At 58.2% G+C, this 13,948-nt stretch carries 8 protein-coding genes; 6 read left to right on the top strand and 2 right to left on the bottom strand.

Features of this window, described 5'->3' with window-relative positions; all coding sequences use genetic code 11:
- The first annotated feature begins 56 nt into the window (after nt 1-56).
- The 4 genes from htpX to purH all read left to right on the top strand — a co-directional run bounded on the left by htpX (nt 57) and on the right by purH (nt 5,892).
- Nucleotides 57-1,019, top strand: a complete 963-nt coding sequence (htpX, locus tag BN77_RS03850; RefSeq protein ID WP_007528662.1) for a zinc metalloprotease HtpX — start codon at nt 57-59, stop codon at nt 1,017-1,019.
- Nucleotides 1,010-2,404 (top strand): RsmB/NOP family class I SAM-dependent RNA methyltransferase, encoded by a 1,395-nt coding sequence (locus BN77_RS03845; protein WP_208856422.1) that lies wholly within the window; start codon nt 1,010-1,012, stop codon nt 2,402-2,404. The genes htpX and BN77_RS03845 overlap by 10 nt, the downstream gene beginning before the upstream one ends.
- A 111-nt stretch (nt 2,405-2,515) precedes the next feature.
- On the top strand, nt 2,516-4,180 hold the full coding sequence (locus BN77_RS03840) for a heparinase II/III family protein (RefSeq protein ID WP_007528658.1): 1,665 nt from the start codon (nt 2,516-2,518) through the stop codon (nt 4,178-4,180).
- Nucleotides 4,181-4,275: 95 nt separating this feature from the next.
- Nucleotides 4,276-5,892 carry a bifunctional phosphoribosylaminoimidazolecarboxamide formyltransferase/IMP cyclohydrolase gene (purH, locus tag BN77_RS03835; RefSeq protein WP_007528656.1) on the top strand — a complete coding sequence of 539 codons (1,617 nt, stop codon included), beginning with the start codon at nt 4,276-4,278 and terminating at the stop codon, nt 5,890-5,892.
- 15 nt (nt 5,893-5,907) lie between these two features.
- Here the strand turns inward: purH and BN77_RS03830 are convergent, their stop codons facing one another.
- Together BN77_RS03830 and BN77_RS03825 are read right to left on the bottom strand one after the other, a co-directional pair.
- Nucleotides 5,908-7,296 (bottom strand): MFS transporter, encoded by a 1,389-nt coding sequence (locus BN77_RS03830; RefSeq protein ID WP_208856451.1) that lies wholly within the window; start codon nt 7,294-7,296, stop codon nt 5,908-5,910.
- A gap of 27 nt (nt 7,297-7,323) precedes the next feature.
- Nucleotides 7,324-12,099, bottom strand: a complete 4,776-nt coding sequence (locus BN77_RS03825; protein WP_007528652.1) for an NAD-glutamate dehydrogenase — start codon at nt 12,097-12,099, stop codon at nt 7,324-7,326.
- Nucleotides 12,100-12,353: 254 nt separating this feature from the next.
- On the opposite strand from BN77_RS03825, the gene pdxY reads away from it, so the two are divergent.
- Nucleotides 12,354-13,229 (top strand): pyridoxal kinase PdxY, encoded by an 876-nt coding sequence (gene pdxY, locus BN77_RS03820; protein ID WP_007528649.1) that lies wholly within the window; start codon nt 12,354-12,356, stop codon nt 13,227-13,229.
- Between the two features lie 71 nt (nt 13,230-13,300).
- Nucleotides 13,301-13,942, top strand: a complete 642-nt coding sequence (locus tag BN77_RS03815) for a carbonic anhydrase (RefSeq protein ID WP_007528646.1) — start codon at nt 13,301-13,303, stop codon at nt 13,940-13,942.
- The last annotated feature ends 6 nt before the right edge of the window (nt 13,943-13,948 follow it).

Genomic DNA, 13,948 nt, shown 5'->3' with positions numbered 1-13,948 from the left:
CAATTGAAACCCTCCACCTTTTGCGCGATCTGCTTACCCGTGTTTTGGAGATAGCAATGAACCTTGTCCGTACAGCCATGTTGCTCGCCTTGATGACCGTCTTGTTCATGGCCGTCGGCTTTCTAATTGGTGGACGCGGCGGCATGATGATTGCGTTCGTGATCGCCGCTGGGATGAACTTCTTTTCCTATTGGAATTCCGACCGCATGGTGCTGTCGGCCTATCACGCGCAGGAGATCGACGAGCGCAATGCCCCGGAGTTCTTCGCGATCATCAGGGATCTGGCGCGCAATGCGGGCCTGCCGATGCCGAGAGTCTATCTTTACGACAGCCCGCAACCAAACGCCTTCGCGACAGGGCGCAATCCCGAGAACGCTGCCGTTGCCGCGTCCACAGGCTTGCTGAGCGCACTGACGCCCGAAGAAGTGGCCGGCGTCATGGCCCATGAGTTGGCCCACGTGCAAAACCGTGACACTTTGACGATGACGATCACCGCGACCCTGGCCGGCGCGATTTCCATGCTGGGCAATTTTGCGTTCTTCTTCAGTGGCAACCGGGGAAACAACAACAATCCGCTGGGTTTTATAGGAGTATTGCTGGCGATGATTGTCGCACCGCTTGCCGCGATGATGGTTCAGATGGCCATTAGCCGCACGCGCGAGTATTCGGCCGACCGCCGGGGTGCAGAGATTTGCGGCAATCCCTTGTGGCTTGCCTCGGCACTTGGGAAGATTGCACGTAGCGCCTCGCATGTGCCGAACTATGATGCTGAGCGCAACCCGGCAACCGCCCACATGTTCATCATCAATCCGTTGACAGGTGCTGGCATGGACAATCTGTTCTCTACGCACCCGAATACGGAAAACCGGATTGCGGCTCTGCAGGAAATGGCACGTGGCGGCATGAATGTCTCGACGGCGCCAGCGCGCGCTGATAATCCGATGCGCAAATCGCGCTCGGTTCCGAATACCGGTCTTGATCGCGGTGGTTCACAACCGCCGAAAGGTCCGTGGTCTTGAATTCAAACGGCAAGAAAAAGCCATTTCGGAAAACAAAGTCGTCCAACCCGGGGGCTGTTCCCAGTCCGACAAAACCGGGATTGCAGGTTCGCGCTGCCGCTGCCAAGATCCTGGCGGCCGTGGTCGACCGAAAGCTTCCACTTGACGGCGCCTTGGACAATGAACATGGCAATCCGGCGTACAAGGCTCTCAACGAGGGGGACCGCGCCTTGGTGCGGGCCATTCTCAATGCGACGCTGCGGCATTTGCCGCGAATCGACGCCGCGATCTCCCGTCTGCTTGAATCGCCGCTTCCCGAAGGTGCAAGGGCGCTACACCATGTTCTTGCGATCGCTGCCGCGCAGATTCTCTATCTTGATGTGCCAGACCATGCGGCGGTCGACCTCGCGGTCGAGCAATCAAATCAGGACCCGCGGAATCGTCGTTTTGCAAAGCTTGTGAACGCAGTTCTGCGCCGTCTTGGACGCGAGAAGGATCATATCCTTGCAGAGATCGGCACCATCCCGGTGATGCCGGAATGGTTTCTCGACAGGCTCGAGAAGGCTTATGGCAAGGAAAGGGCGCAATCAATCTCTGAATCGCAGCTCGAGCCGGCCGCGATCGATCTTACGGTCAAAGACGACGCGCAGGGATGGGCGGGACGTCTGGGTGGCGTTGTGCTACCGACGGGCGGTGTGCGGTTGGCCGCCTTCCAGGGTAGCGTTCCCTCATTGGAAGGATTTGCGGAAGGCGCGTGGTGGGTTCAGGACGCAGCCGCCAGTATTCCTGCCCAGCTGTTTCTCGACTTGGCGGGCAAGCGTGTTGCCGATCTATGCGCAGCCCCAGGCGGAAAGACAGCTCAGCTGATTCTTGCTGGAGGCAACGTTACCGCGGTCGAGCAGTCCGAAAACCGTATCAAGCGACTGCGAGCGAACCTCGGTCGGCTTGGATTGAATGCCGAGACGGTTGCCAGCGACCTCACCAAATATGAGCCGGCGGAACTGTTCGATGCGATCCTGCTGGATGCGCCCTGCTCATCGACGGGAACGACGCGTCGGCATCCGGATGTTCTCTGGGCCAAGGGACCGGAGGACATCGCGAAACTCGCTGCGCTTCAGGAGCGACTGCTGCGCCATGCAATAACCCTGTTGAAGCCGGGCGGCACTATCGTCTTTTCCAATTGCTCGCTTGATCCGGCCGAAGGAGAAGAGGTAGCCGCTCGTGTTCTTTCGGATACACCGATCCTCGAGCGTGTCGCCATTGAGGCCGAGCGCTGGCCCGGTTTGGAGTCCGCCATCAGCCCTCTTGGGGAGTTCCGCACGACTCCCGATATGCTCGAGGTTCCCTCTGGTTATGCGCGTGGTCTTGACGGCTTCTACGCCGTCGTGATGCGCCGTGTTGCCTGATCGAAAGGCAACTGTCATAGTTAAGCATCTGTCATAACTTGATACGTAAGTGTCACCGATTCCGGGCTTATTCACTTATTCTTAACGACGTGGGTCAATAGACAATAAAACATGTGGTCCGGGTTCTCGGCTCTTTACGTGGGAGAGGCTTGGCGGCGCACGTTGTGCCGCGGAGCAATTCTGCGGCTGCGCCTCTTCCGCCATACGGTTCACGTTCCGGAACGCTTAATCGTCGCTCCGACGGACCTGCGTGCAGTTGATCCGCATGTGGCCGAAGAGATTTTGAACGGCCGCTTCCCGCTCGCCGGTCGGCTCCTCGAGACCGGCGGCAAGTCGCCCTTCAATTTCAGCCTCCCATCTCGAGCTTTCGCGCTACGGCTTCATAGCTTCGGCTGGCTCCGCCACATGCGAACCAAGAAAAGCGACCTTCATTCAAGCGTTGCCCGCTCCATCGTCAACAACTGGCTGTCGCTGCATGGTGGCCGCATCGAGGGCATCGCCTGGGAGATCGATGTTACCGCACAACGCGTGATTTCCTGGCTCTCGCATTCTCCCGTTGTTCTCCACAATGCCGACCGCGGTTTCTATCGCCGTTTCTTGCGCTCACTCGCCTTTCAAGTGCGATTTCTGAGGCGAATGGCAAAATTTGCGCCTCCCGGCGAGGTTCGCTTTCGTTTGCGGATTGCTCTGGCGATGGCCTCCATTGCAATGCCAACGCGCGCCGGTGCCCTTAGACGCGCTGCCGAAGCATTAGACCAGGAATTCGATAGCCAAATTCTCCCCGACGGAGGCCATATTTCGCGCAACCCACGCGTCGGGTTGGAATTGCTCCTTGATCTCCTTCCGCTGCGGCAAACCTACGTCAATCTTGGTCATGACTTGCCGCAAAAGCTGATCTCGGGCATTGATCGCATGTATCCGGCCTTGCGCTTTTTCAGGCATCAGGATGGTGATCTCGCGCTTTTCAATGGAGCGACGTCGACTCTCGCGACGGAATTGATGTCGTTGCTGCGGTATGACGAGACCGCGGGCGATCCCTTCAAGGCGATGCCCCATTCACGCTATCAGCGGCTGGCGGCGGGAAGAACAGTAATTATTGCGGATACCGGAGTACCGCCTGCCGGGAACCTGTCCCGCACAGCACATGCCGGGTGCCTATCGTTCGAGATGTCCTCCGGACGTCATCGTTTTATCGTGAATTCTGGATCGCCGAAATTCGCGGGCAGGCGCTACGTACAGATTGCCAGAACGACCGCTGCGCATAGCACCGTCACTGTCAACGACACCTCATCAAGCCGTTTTGCACCATCCGAGTTCGTTGCGAATGTGATTACTGATGGCGTCAAAGCCGTGAATGTTGATCGCGCGCTCAGCGATGACGGCCGCGATGTGATCAAGGCAAGCCATGATGGCTACCTCAACGCTTTTGGTGTCCTGCACGAGCGCGAGCTGACCCTGAACGCGACGGGATTGATCGCCACTGGCTGTGATCGACTGGTTGCGCTGGAAGACAAGGTCGATGAGGTCGTGCGCGCAGTGGCACGATTCCACGCCCACCCCTCTATTAATTTGAAGCAAATCGACAAAGAGTCGATCATGATGACGGCACCTGATGGAGAAACATGGCTGTTTTCCTCGCCCGGGAACGAGGTGCTGATTGGCGAGGACGTCTTCTTTGCTGACGCGTCGGGCATTTGCGGATCCGACCAGATCGAGATTGCCTTCTCCTATCCTGACAGGCCGGAAATACGCTGGTTTTTATCGCGCAAGGGCTAGCGACTGTTTCCGTGGGCGCAAAGCTGTGCTAACGCGGCGCCATCATCCGCTTATCCCTCGCCGGATATCTCCTGAAAACCCAATGGAGAAGCCTCATGGCCGTTGTTTCCAAGAAAATTCCCGCACCCGACAAGGTCGCCGTCAACACTGCGTTGCTTTCGGTATCGGACAAAACCGGTATCGTCGAACTCGCGCGTGCACTTGTCGACAAGGGCGTTCGCCTCCTATCAACGGGCGGTACACATAAGGCAATCGCGGCAGCCGGACTTGCCGTGACCGATGTTTCCGACATCACAGGTTTTCCAGAGATCATGGATGGTCGAGTGAAGACCCTGCACCCGAAAGTGCATGGTGGCCTGCTTGCCATCCGCGATGATGCGGACCATCAGGCGGCGATGAAGGCGCACGATATAGACGGAATCGACCTTGCTGTCATCAATCTCTATCCGTTCGAGGATGTCCGTGCTGCGGGCGGTGACTATCCGACAACCGTCGAGAATATCGATATCGGTGGTCCGGCGATGATCCGCGCGTCGGCCAAGAACCACGCCTACGTAACGATCCTGACCGATCCAGCGGACTATTCTGAACTGCTCGAGCAGATCGATTTGAATGCTGGCCAGACCGCTTACGCGTTCCGCCAGCGAATGGCAGCCAAGGCCTTTGCTCGCACGGCAGCCTATGATGCCATGATATCCAACTGGTTTGCCGAGGCTCTCTCCATAGACACCCCGCGTCATCGCGTCATTGGCGGCGTACTCAAGGAAGAGATGCGCTATGGCGAGAATCCGCATCAGAAGGCGGCATTCTATGTAACGGGCGAGCATCGCTCCGGCGTTGCCACCGCGTCACTGCTTCAGGGCAAACAGCTTTCCTACAACAATATCAACGACACCGATGCGGCATATGAGCTCGTCGCCGAGTTCCTGCCAGAGAGGTCTGCAGCCTGTGCGATCATCAAGCACGCAAATCCCTGCGGCGTGGCGACCGGCACCAACCTGCTCGAGGCCTACAAGCGTGCACTTGCCTGCGATTCCGTTTCGGCCTTTGGTGGTATCATCGCGCTCAACCAGACCCTTGATGCAGAAACGGCGGAAGAGATCATCAAGCTCTTCACCGAAGTTATCATCGCCCCAGACGTGACGGAGGAGGCAAAAGCCGTCGTCGCGCGTAAGGCAAACCTTCGGCTGCTGAGTGCAGGTGGCCTTCCGGATCCGCGCTCTGCCGGTCTGACGGCGAAAACCGTCTCTGGTGGTCTGCTCGTGCAGAGTCGCGACAATGGCATGGTCGAGGATTTGGAGCTTAAGGTGGTTACAAAGCGTTCGCCGACCCCGCAGGAACTCGAAGACATGAAATTTGCCTTCAAAGTCGCCAAGCATGTCAAATCAAACGCCGTGGTCTATGCCAAGGATGGACAAACGGCCGGAATTGGCGCAGGCCAGATGAGCCGCGTGGATTCTGCCCGTATCGCCGGACTGAAGGCCGAGGAAGCGGCCAGGGCTCTCGGGCTTGCAGAACCGCTGACGCGCGGTTCGGCAGTGGCGTCGGAGGCCTTCCTGCCCTTCGCCGATGGCTTGCTGTCCATGATCGCAGCCGGTGCGACGGCGGTTATCCAGCCCGGCGGATCGATGCGCGATCAGGAAGTGATCGATGCCGCCAACGAGCACAATGTCGCAATGGTCTTTACCGGCATGCGACACTTCCGCCACTAAGCGGTAGTCCCACCGTTACGCCCTGTCCGCGGGATAGGGCGTACGGAGAAGTAGGATCAGCCCTACGGCCAGGAATAGCACCAGTGTCGCCATTCCAAGCCGCGACGAGCCAGTCATGTAGGTTACGGCGGAAAAGAACAGCGTTGCCATGAAGCTCGTGGCGCGACCGGAAAGCGCATAGAGACCAAAATAGCGACCCGCCTCGTTCAGACTTACGCTGCGTGCGAGGTAGGAGCGCGACGAGGCCTGCACCGGACCGAAGGCAAGGCCAATCAACAGGCCATAGGCAATATAGGCCTTTTCGGCTGCCGTACCGAAGAGACCATTGGAATCAGTGGTTGGCAGCTCAAGCAAGCCAAAGAGCGTATATCCCGGCCCCGTCGATATAATGCCAATGGTGGCGAGCAACAACATCGTGAGGCTGACGATGATCGTCGATTTGGAACCGATGCGCCGATCAACGCGACCGGCAATGATGCAGCCGAAGATTGCCACGACGTTGAGTATGATTCCGTAGATTCCGATCTCGATCGTCGCCCATCCAAACATTCCGGCGGCAAAGGCGCCGCCGAGGATCAGCAGTCCGTTGACACCATCCTGATAAATCATCCGCGCGATCAGAAAATGAAGAATTCCTCGGCGGTGCTTGAGCTCGCCAAGCGTATTTTTCAACTCGGCAAAGCCCGTCCGCACCGCAGTGCCGAACGGAAGGCCCTTGCTGATGTCAGGCGTGAAAAAGAACATCGGAAGAATGAAGATCAGGTACCAGACCGCCGAGATCGGTCCAGTGATACGAGCATCCTCGCCCTGGTGCGGGTCGAGACCGAACAGCGGCTCGAGACCGAATATTGTTTTGCCGGATTCAAGATTGCCCGCAAGCAGGACAACGACGGCTATCAGGACGATCATCCCGCCGAGGTAACCGAGGCCCCAGGCAGTATTGGATAGTTTTCCGACCTCGTCCTTGCCAACGAGCCGCGGCATCATGGAATCGTTGAAAACGATAGAGAACTCAGCCGCGATGGAAGCCAGGATCATGAAGATCACGGGATAAATGAGCGGTGAACCAGGGGCCGCAAACCAAAGGCCGAAGAGGCTCGTAATCTTGATAACCGCAAAGAAAGCGATCCAGGGCTTCCGAGCGCCGGACTGATCGGCGATTGAACCGAGAACGGGCGACAAAATGGCGATGATCACCGAAGAGATCGTCGCCATGTTGCTCCACATTGCCTGGGCGGAGACCGGATCGGCCGTCAGGCGAGAGACGAAGTACGGGCCGAAGATGAAGGTCGTCACAACCGTGAAGAACGGCTGGGCCGCCCAGTCGAAAAGCATCCAACCCCAGATGCCCTTCTCCGATGCCCTAGCCGGCTGAGTACCCGTCCAGTCGATGCGATTCACAATCCGCTCCTGATTCAGAGCGGAACTGTCTCATCTCGTGCCGTCGCGCGCAAGGTCGCTCAGCAGACCGGCGGCTACCGTAATCCGGGCAAGGTTCGGGTCGCCGCTATCGCTCAATCCGGACAACTCTTCTGCTATTCGGTTGATCCTGATGCGATCGCCGGCATGCCAAGCTTGGACCGGAAGCTTGTCCTTGCCATGGTTGGCGAGTGCCGAAATGACGATATCGCGTCGCGCGCTGGCGATCTGGTCAATGCTGCGGGCCAGCGCCAGGTTCTCGTAATGATCGGTTGTGATGATGCGCGATCCAGCGGCGAGCAACCGTCCAATCCGGAATGTCTGCGAGACGGCAAAATAGCTTTCCGCCGCACGCGCCAACGGTTCTCCGGTGCGTTCTGCAATCTGCATGATCTCAGGCACGAGCGCAAAGCGGAGTAACCCGGAGATCTCGGCGGCCAGTTTGTCCGGAACACCGGCCTCGCGATACTCGTGCTGGCGCGATTCGAGTTCCGGCACCGTCTGGTTGGCAAAAATCGGCTTGAGCCTTCTCAGGGCTGTTTGCAGTCCTTCGATCGTAGCGGCCATATCGCCCTTGGCCATCTGCGTTTTCAAGAGGACGCGGGTCAGCACCATGAAGGTGTGGTTAATTTCCTCGTAGATGCGGTTCTGCATCTGACCGCCGATCTTGCCGTCCAGCGCATCCGTTTCCGCCCAGAGCCTTCCGAGATCGAAACCGTCACGGGCTATGATTGCAGCTCGAACCACTTCTGGCGCGGATGCCGCTGTAGCATCCATCATGCTGACGACGAAGCCGGGGCCGCCACGGTTGATGGCCTCGTTGGCAAGCACGGTCGCAATGATCTCGCGTTTCAGACGATGGGCATCGATATCCGACGCATTCGTCTTGCGCATCTTCGCAGGGAAGTAGTTCGAAAGCGTCGCAGCAAAATATGGATCGTCCGGCAACCGGCTGGCGGCCAAAGTATCGAACAACACGATCTTGGCATAGGAGAGCAGAACGCCGATCTCCGGCCGGGTCAGAGGCTTGCCTGCCGCATAGCGCTCGGCGAGGACGGTATCGTCAGGAAGCGTTTCAACCTTGCGGTTCAGTTGCTTGGCACCTTCCAGCACAGTCATGAGCCGGGCAAGTTCCAGTCCGTTGGCCGTGCCTTTTCGCTCCGTCAGCGAAATCGACAACGACTGCAAATAATTGTTCCTGAGCACAAGCTTCGCGACCTCGTCAGTCATGGATGAGAGGAGCTGGTCGCGCTTTGCCCGGGTAAGGCGATTATCGTGCATTGCTGCGGCAAGCGCGATCTTGATGTTGACCTCAACGTCCGACGTGTTGACGCCGGCCGAATTGTCGATCGCGTCGGAATTGCAGCGTCCACCCCTTAGGCTGTAGGCGATACGGCCTTTTTGGGTGACACCAAGGTTCGCGCCTTCGCCGATCACCTTCGCACGCACGTCCTCGGCCGCAACGCGGATGGGATCATTGGCGCGGTCGCCAACCTCGGCATCCGTTTCGAACGGCGCCTTGACGTAGGTGCCGATCCCGCCAAACCAAAGCAGGTCAACCGGGCTCTTCAGAATGGCCGTCATGATCTCAAACGGGGTTGCCACGGTCTTGTCGAGGCCGATCGCGGCGGCAGCTTCCGCCGTTAATGTGACTGACTTGGCCGAGCGGGAAATGATCATGGCGCCCTTCGATAGGGTGCTCTTGTCGAAATCCTGCCAGCTCGACCGCGCCAGATTGAAAAGCCGCTGACGCTCCGCGAACGTCTTTGCCATGTCGGGATCCGGGTCAATGAAAATGTCGCGGTGGTCAAATGCGGCGACCAGCCGGATTTTCGGCGACAGCAACATGCCGTTGCCGAATACGTCACCCGACATGTCGCCCACGCCGGCAACGGCAAAGGGCGTGGTCTGGATGTCGATATCCATCTCGCGGAAGTGGCGCTTTACCGTTTCCCAGGCACCACGGGCGGTGATGCCCATCTTCTTGTGGTCGTAGCCGGCCGAGCCGCCCGAAGCGAAAGCATCGTCCAGCCAGAAACCCGCCTCCTGGGCAAGCGCGTTGGCGGTGTCGGAGAATGTGGCGGTTCCCTTATCGGCGGCGACGACAAAATACGGATCGTCGTCGTCGAGCCTGACGGTGTCCTTCGGCGGCACGATAACGGCGCCATTGATGTTGTCGGTAATCGATAGCAGCGTCCGGATATAGGTCTTGTAGGCTTCGCGGCCCGCGTTGAAGATCTCATCACGGGTGCCGCCGACCGGGAGCTTCTTCGGATAGAAGCCACCCTTCGCGCCAACCGGCACAATGACCGCATTCTTGACCTGTTGTGCTTTCACAAGCCCCAATACTTCCGTCCGATAATCTTCAGCACGGTCCGACCAACGCAGACCGCCACGTGCGACCTTCCCGAACCGCAGGTGCACGCCTTCGACTTCAACACCATAGACGAACACCTCGCGGAATGGTCTTGGTTCGGGCAATGCGTCGACCAAATGCGGATCGAGCTTGAAGGCGAGCATAGCTTTCGGCGAGCCGTCTGGGTTCCGCTGGAAGTAGTTGGTCCGCAGTGTCGCGTCCACAACGTTGACGTAGCGGCGCAGGATTCGATCGTCGTCGAGGCTTGGCACATCGGAGAGAGCCGCCTCTATCCTTTGGTGGTGCTCGGCTGCCTTCTTGATCCGTGCCTTCTCGGAAATCTTCGGATCGAGCGCGTCGTAGAACAGCCGGAAGATCATTGCCGCGATGACCGGATATTTATCCAGCGTTGTCGCGATGTAGTCGAGTGAGTAGGGAATGCCGGCCTGGCGCAGATAACGGGCGTAGGCGCGAAGGACGCTGGTTTCGCGTGCAGTCAGTCCTGCAGAGACGATCAGGCGGTTGAAGTTGTCATTGTCAATGACGCCGCTGAACGCTGCGAGGAAGGCATCCTCCAACATTTCTCCATGACGATGGAGGTCAATCTGGATTCCTCCCCGAGGCTCGAGCTCCATATCATGAAGCACCACCAGCCTTTCCTGGCTACCCCCGAGGGTTACATCGATATCGAATGTACCCTCACTGATAACGTTGAAGCCGAGGTTTTCGAGCAAGGGTACGCGGCGCGACAGGGCTAGCTGGCCACCGGAATGAAAAATCTTCAGGCAAAGCAGCTCAACGCCGTCTTTCTCTCGCGTATAGAACGCAATGCGTATTGGTTCTCCGGCTGCGCAAGCGGCGATATCTTCGAGATCGTAAAAGGTTTCTTCCGGCGGGAAGAGATCCTGGAAGGCGTGGCTCACGTGCAACTGAGGAGCCTTGGGTCCAGCGAGGGCCTGGAAACGGTCGTCCCAGCGCGCGGTGATGGCACGAATTGCCTCTTCCAGCTTTGCCTGTGGCACTCGTGGGGTCTTACCGCCGGACCGGCCAATGATGAAATGGACGCGGGCAACCCCGCCTTCAGGAAAGGCCGGGTAATAAGCCGAGACGCGGCCGTCATAGACCGTCTTCAGATAAGCTCCGATCTTTTCACGCACGATCGAGTCATATTCCTCGCGCGGCACATAAACGATCACGGAAACGAAGCGGTCAAAGTGATCGATGCGCGGTAGCGCGCGGACACGCGGCCGGTCGGCCAGATCGTTGATCTGCTCGGCAAAGCTTGCCAGAAGCGTCGTGTCGATCTGGAAAAGGTCGTCGCGTGGATAGGATTCCAGCGTGTTGTCCAGCATACGGCCGGAGTGACTCATCGGGTCGAAGCCAAAATGCTCCTTCACCCGTTCGATCTTGGAACGAAGCAGCGGAATCTCGCTGGCGAGGGATGTATAGGCGGTTGAGGTGAAAAGGCCGACAATGCGCAATTCGCCAGTCACGTTACCGTCGGTGTCAAAGCGCTTGACGCCAATATAGTCCATATAGGCGCGTCGATGCACGATCGACTTCACGTTCGCTTTGGTAACGATCAGGAAATCTGGGCCGTCGAGGAATGCGAGGATCTCAGGCGTCGTCGTGACAGCGTCCTTGCCGGTCCGCAGAACGAGGACGTCGGGGTTTGAAAGAATGCCGAGACCTGTGCCCTTGTCGCGCTCTACCTTCGCGTTCGCGCCTTTTCCCGAGTAGACGTATTCCCGCATCCCGAGGAAGGTAAAGTTTGCGTCTCGTAGCCAAGTCAGAAAGGCGAGCGCTTCATCCCGCTCCGTTTTCCTGCGGCTGGCGTTATACGCGGAAAGTTCGTCGATGACCGTTGCGAGCTTATCGAGCATCGGCTTCCAGTCGGAAACCGTCACGCGTACCTGCTCGACTACGGTCTTCACCCGCTTGATCAGGTCGGCTGCCTGGGCTGTCGTCAAGGGTGCAAGGTGCAGCTGGATATGGCTGACGCGATTGGCCGGCTCGCTCGGCAGATCGGCAGAGTAAAGTTCCGGCGCTTTGCCGGCTTCCATGACGAGGATCGGATGCACCGCCATATAGAGATCGCGATGGCTGCTGGTGACCTCACCCATTACCGATTCATACAGGAACGGCATGTTGTGATCGGTGACCGAAAGAACGGATACGGCAACGCCGTCGGGCTCAAGGTCGGGGATGGTGTCGATGGTAATGCGCGCCGAGTTGCCTGCCCAAGCCGATAGTTCTTTGGCCGAATGCACGGCAGCAAGCGCCAGCATCTCCGGAGTGTAGTGCTCCAGGTCGTCGCCGCTGGCGCGCCCGAATAAGAACACGGGATCGAGATAGGTTTCCCCTGTCGCAGCGGCGATTCTGGTCGCGCTTTCGAGCTGTTTTTCTCGCTTCGGATTGTTTCGACCAGCCATCGCAGATACTCCCTCATCTCCTCGATTTGGCGCAAGTTAGCAGAAGATTTGACGAAAAAATCTCTAAAAGAGCGCATTGCCGGGCAGCTTTCATGCGTTTTTGGCCATCGGAACGCAAATTTTCGAAAGATTTTGCTTCGTCGTACAAACGTCGGAATTTCTTGCGGCCGATGTTTTTCATGCTGCATGAAGAGCAGTTGACAGTGTAGCTGTAAAAAGGAGATCAACGATCGTCGAAGGCCGAGTAAAGCATCATGTCAGAAATTGCCGCAGGAACCGTTATCGTTATCTCCAGCCATGTTGTGCGCGGGTCTGTCGGAAATCGTGCGGCGGTCTTTGCACTTGAGACGCTCGGCCATCAGGTCTGGGCACTGCCGACGATCGTGCTGCCATGGCATCCCGGCCATGGACAGTCGACACGGCTCACCTTTGCCGAAACCGATTTTGACGCGGCGATCGACGACCTCATTCGCGCCCCTTGGATCGGCGAGGTAACAGCTGTTCTTTCAGGGTATTTCGGCAATGCTGCGCAGGCGCGCTCGGTTGCCCGGCTCGTGACGGCATTACGCGATCGAAAGCCGGAGCTGCTTTACGTTTGCGATCCCGTCATGGGGGATCTGGGTGGACTTTACGTGGCGCAGGCTACAGCCGAGGCAATTAGGGATCATCTGATACCGCTCGCTTCGCTTGCGACGCCTAACAGATATGAGCTCGCCTGGCTCGCTGGTGCTCCGCTGGAAGACAATTCGTCGATCATGGACGCGGCCCTTTCACTTGGGCCGTCCCGCATGCTGGTCACCTCAGCCGTGCCGATGATGGCAGGGGGCACCGGAAACCTCTATCTCTCGGGGCGCCATGCGCTGCTGGCAGAGCATCGCCTGATCGACAAGCCGCCGAATGGCCTCGGCGATCTTCTCGCCGCGCTGTTTCTGTCGCGGCTTCTTTCCGGCATGGAGGACGAGAAGGCGCTTCAGCTAGCAACAGCAAGCGTTTACGAGGTGCTAGCCCGCGCCGTGAAACGAGGGAGTGACGAATTGACACTGGCAAGCGACGCGGCAAGCTTGGCAACGCCCATGGCGATGGTACAGATGCGGCGCCTGATGCATCCGGCTCAAAGGCGCAAGGGCTGACGTGACGACCCGCGCCTGCTATCTTGCAGTGCGATATTGATCTTGTTTGGCACAGGCTGTAATCGAAGACTATGCAGCGTTTTCCAAACATCCTTCTTGACGGTTATCGCAACTTTATGAGTGGGCGTTATGCAGACGCCCGTGATCGCTATAAAGCGCTCGCTGAACACGGACAAAACCCAAGCACGCTGGTGATCGCCTGTTCGGACTCACGGGCCGCGCCCGAGTTGATTTTTGACGCAGGTCCAGGCGAACTTTTCGTCATCCGCAACGTTGCCAACATGGTGCCCCCTTACGAGCCTGATGGCCATTTTCATGCTACGTCCGCCGCGCTGGAGTTCGCTGTTCAGGCGTTGAAGGTTACGGACATCGTTGTCATGGGCCACGGGCGGTGTGGTGGCATAAGGGCAGCGCTCGATCCCAGCGCCGAGCCGTTATCGCCCGGCGACTTTATTGGGCGCTGGATGTCGCTGGTCAGGCCGGCGGCGGAACAGATCGGCGCTAATGACGTGATGACTCCCGCCGAGCGCCAGACCGCCCTCGAGCGTGTTTCGATCCGCAATTCGATCGAGAACCTCAGAACGTTTCCGGAGATCAAGGCCCTGGAAGACGCCGGCAAGATTGCACTTCACGGTGCCTGGTTTGACATTTCGACGGGAGAGTTGTGGGTCATGGATGCTGAAACCCGCGACTTCATTCGCCCCGACGTCTAGGTCCAA

Source organism: Rhizobium mesoamericanum STM3625 (assembly GCF_000312665.1).
Taxonomy (GTDB): Bacteria; Pseudomonadota; Alphaproteobacteria; order Rhizobiales; family Rhizobiaceae; genus Rhizobium; species Rhizobium mesoamericanum.
Note: the sequence above shows the minus strand (reverse complement) of the source record. Positions and strands in the feature narration are given on the sequence as shown.

Bases quoted from the DNA above. Each gene is read 5' to 3' on its own strand.
- htpX (WP_007528662.1), top strand. From the start codon at position 57: ATGAACCTTGTCCGTACAGCCATGTTGCTCGCCTTGATGACCGTCTTG.
- BN77_RS03825 (WP_007528652.1), bottom strand. From the start codon at position 12,099: ATGGCTGGTCGAAACAATCCGAAGCGAGAAAAACAGCTCGAAAGCGCG.
- BN77_RS03815 (WP_007528646.1), top strand. From the start codon at position 13,301: ATGCAGCGTTTTCCAAACATCCTTCTTGACGGTTATCGCAACTTTATG.
- BN77_RS03840 (WP_007528658.1), top strand. From the start codon at position 2,516: ATGTGGTCCGGGTTCTCGGCTCTTTACGTGGGAGAGGCTTGGCGGCGC.
- purH (WP_007528656.1), top strand. From the start codon at position 4,276: ATGGCCGTTGTTTCCAAGAAAATTCCCGCACCCGACAAGGTCGCCGTC.
- pdxY (WP_007528649.1), top strand. From the start codon at position 12,354: ATGTCAGAAATTGCCGCAGGAACCGTTATCGTTATCTCCAGCCATGTT.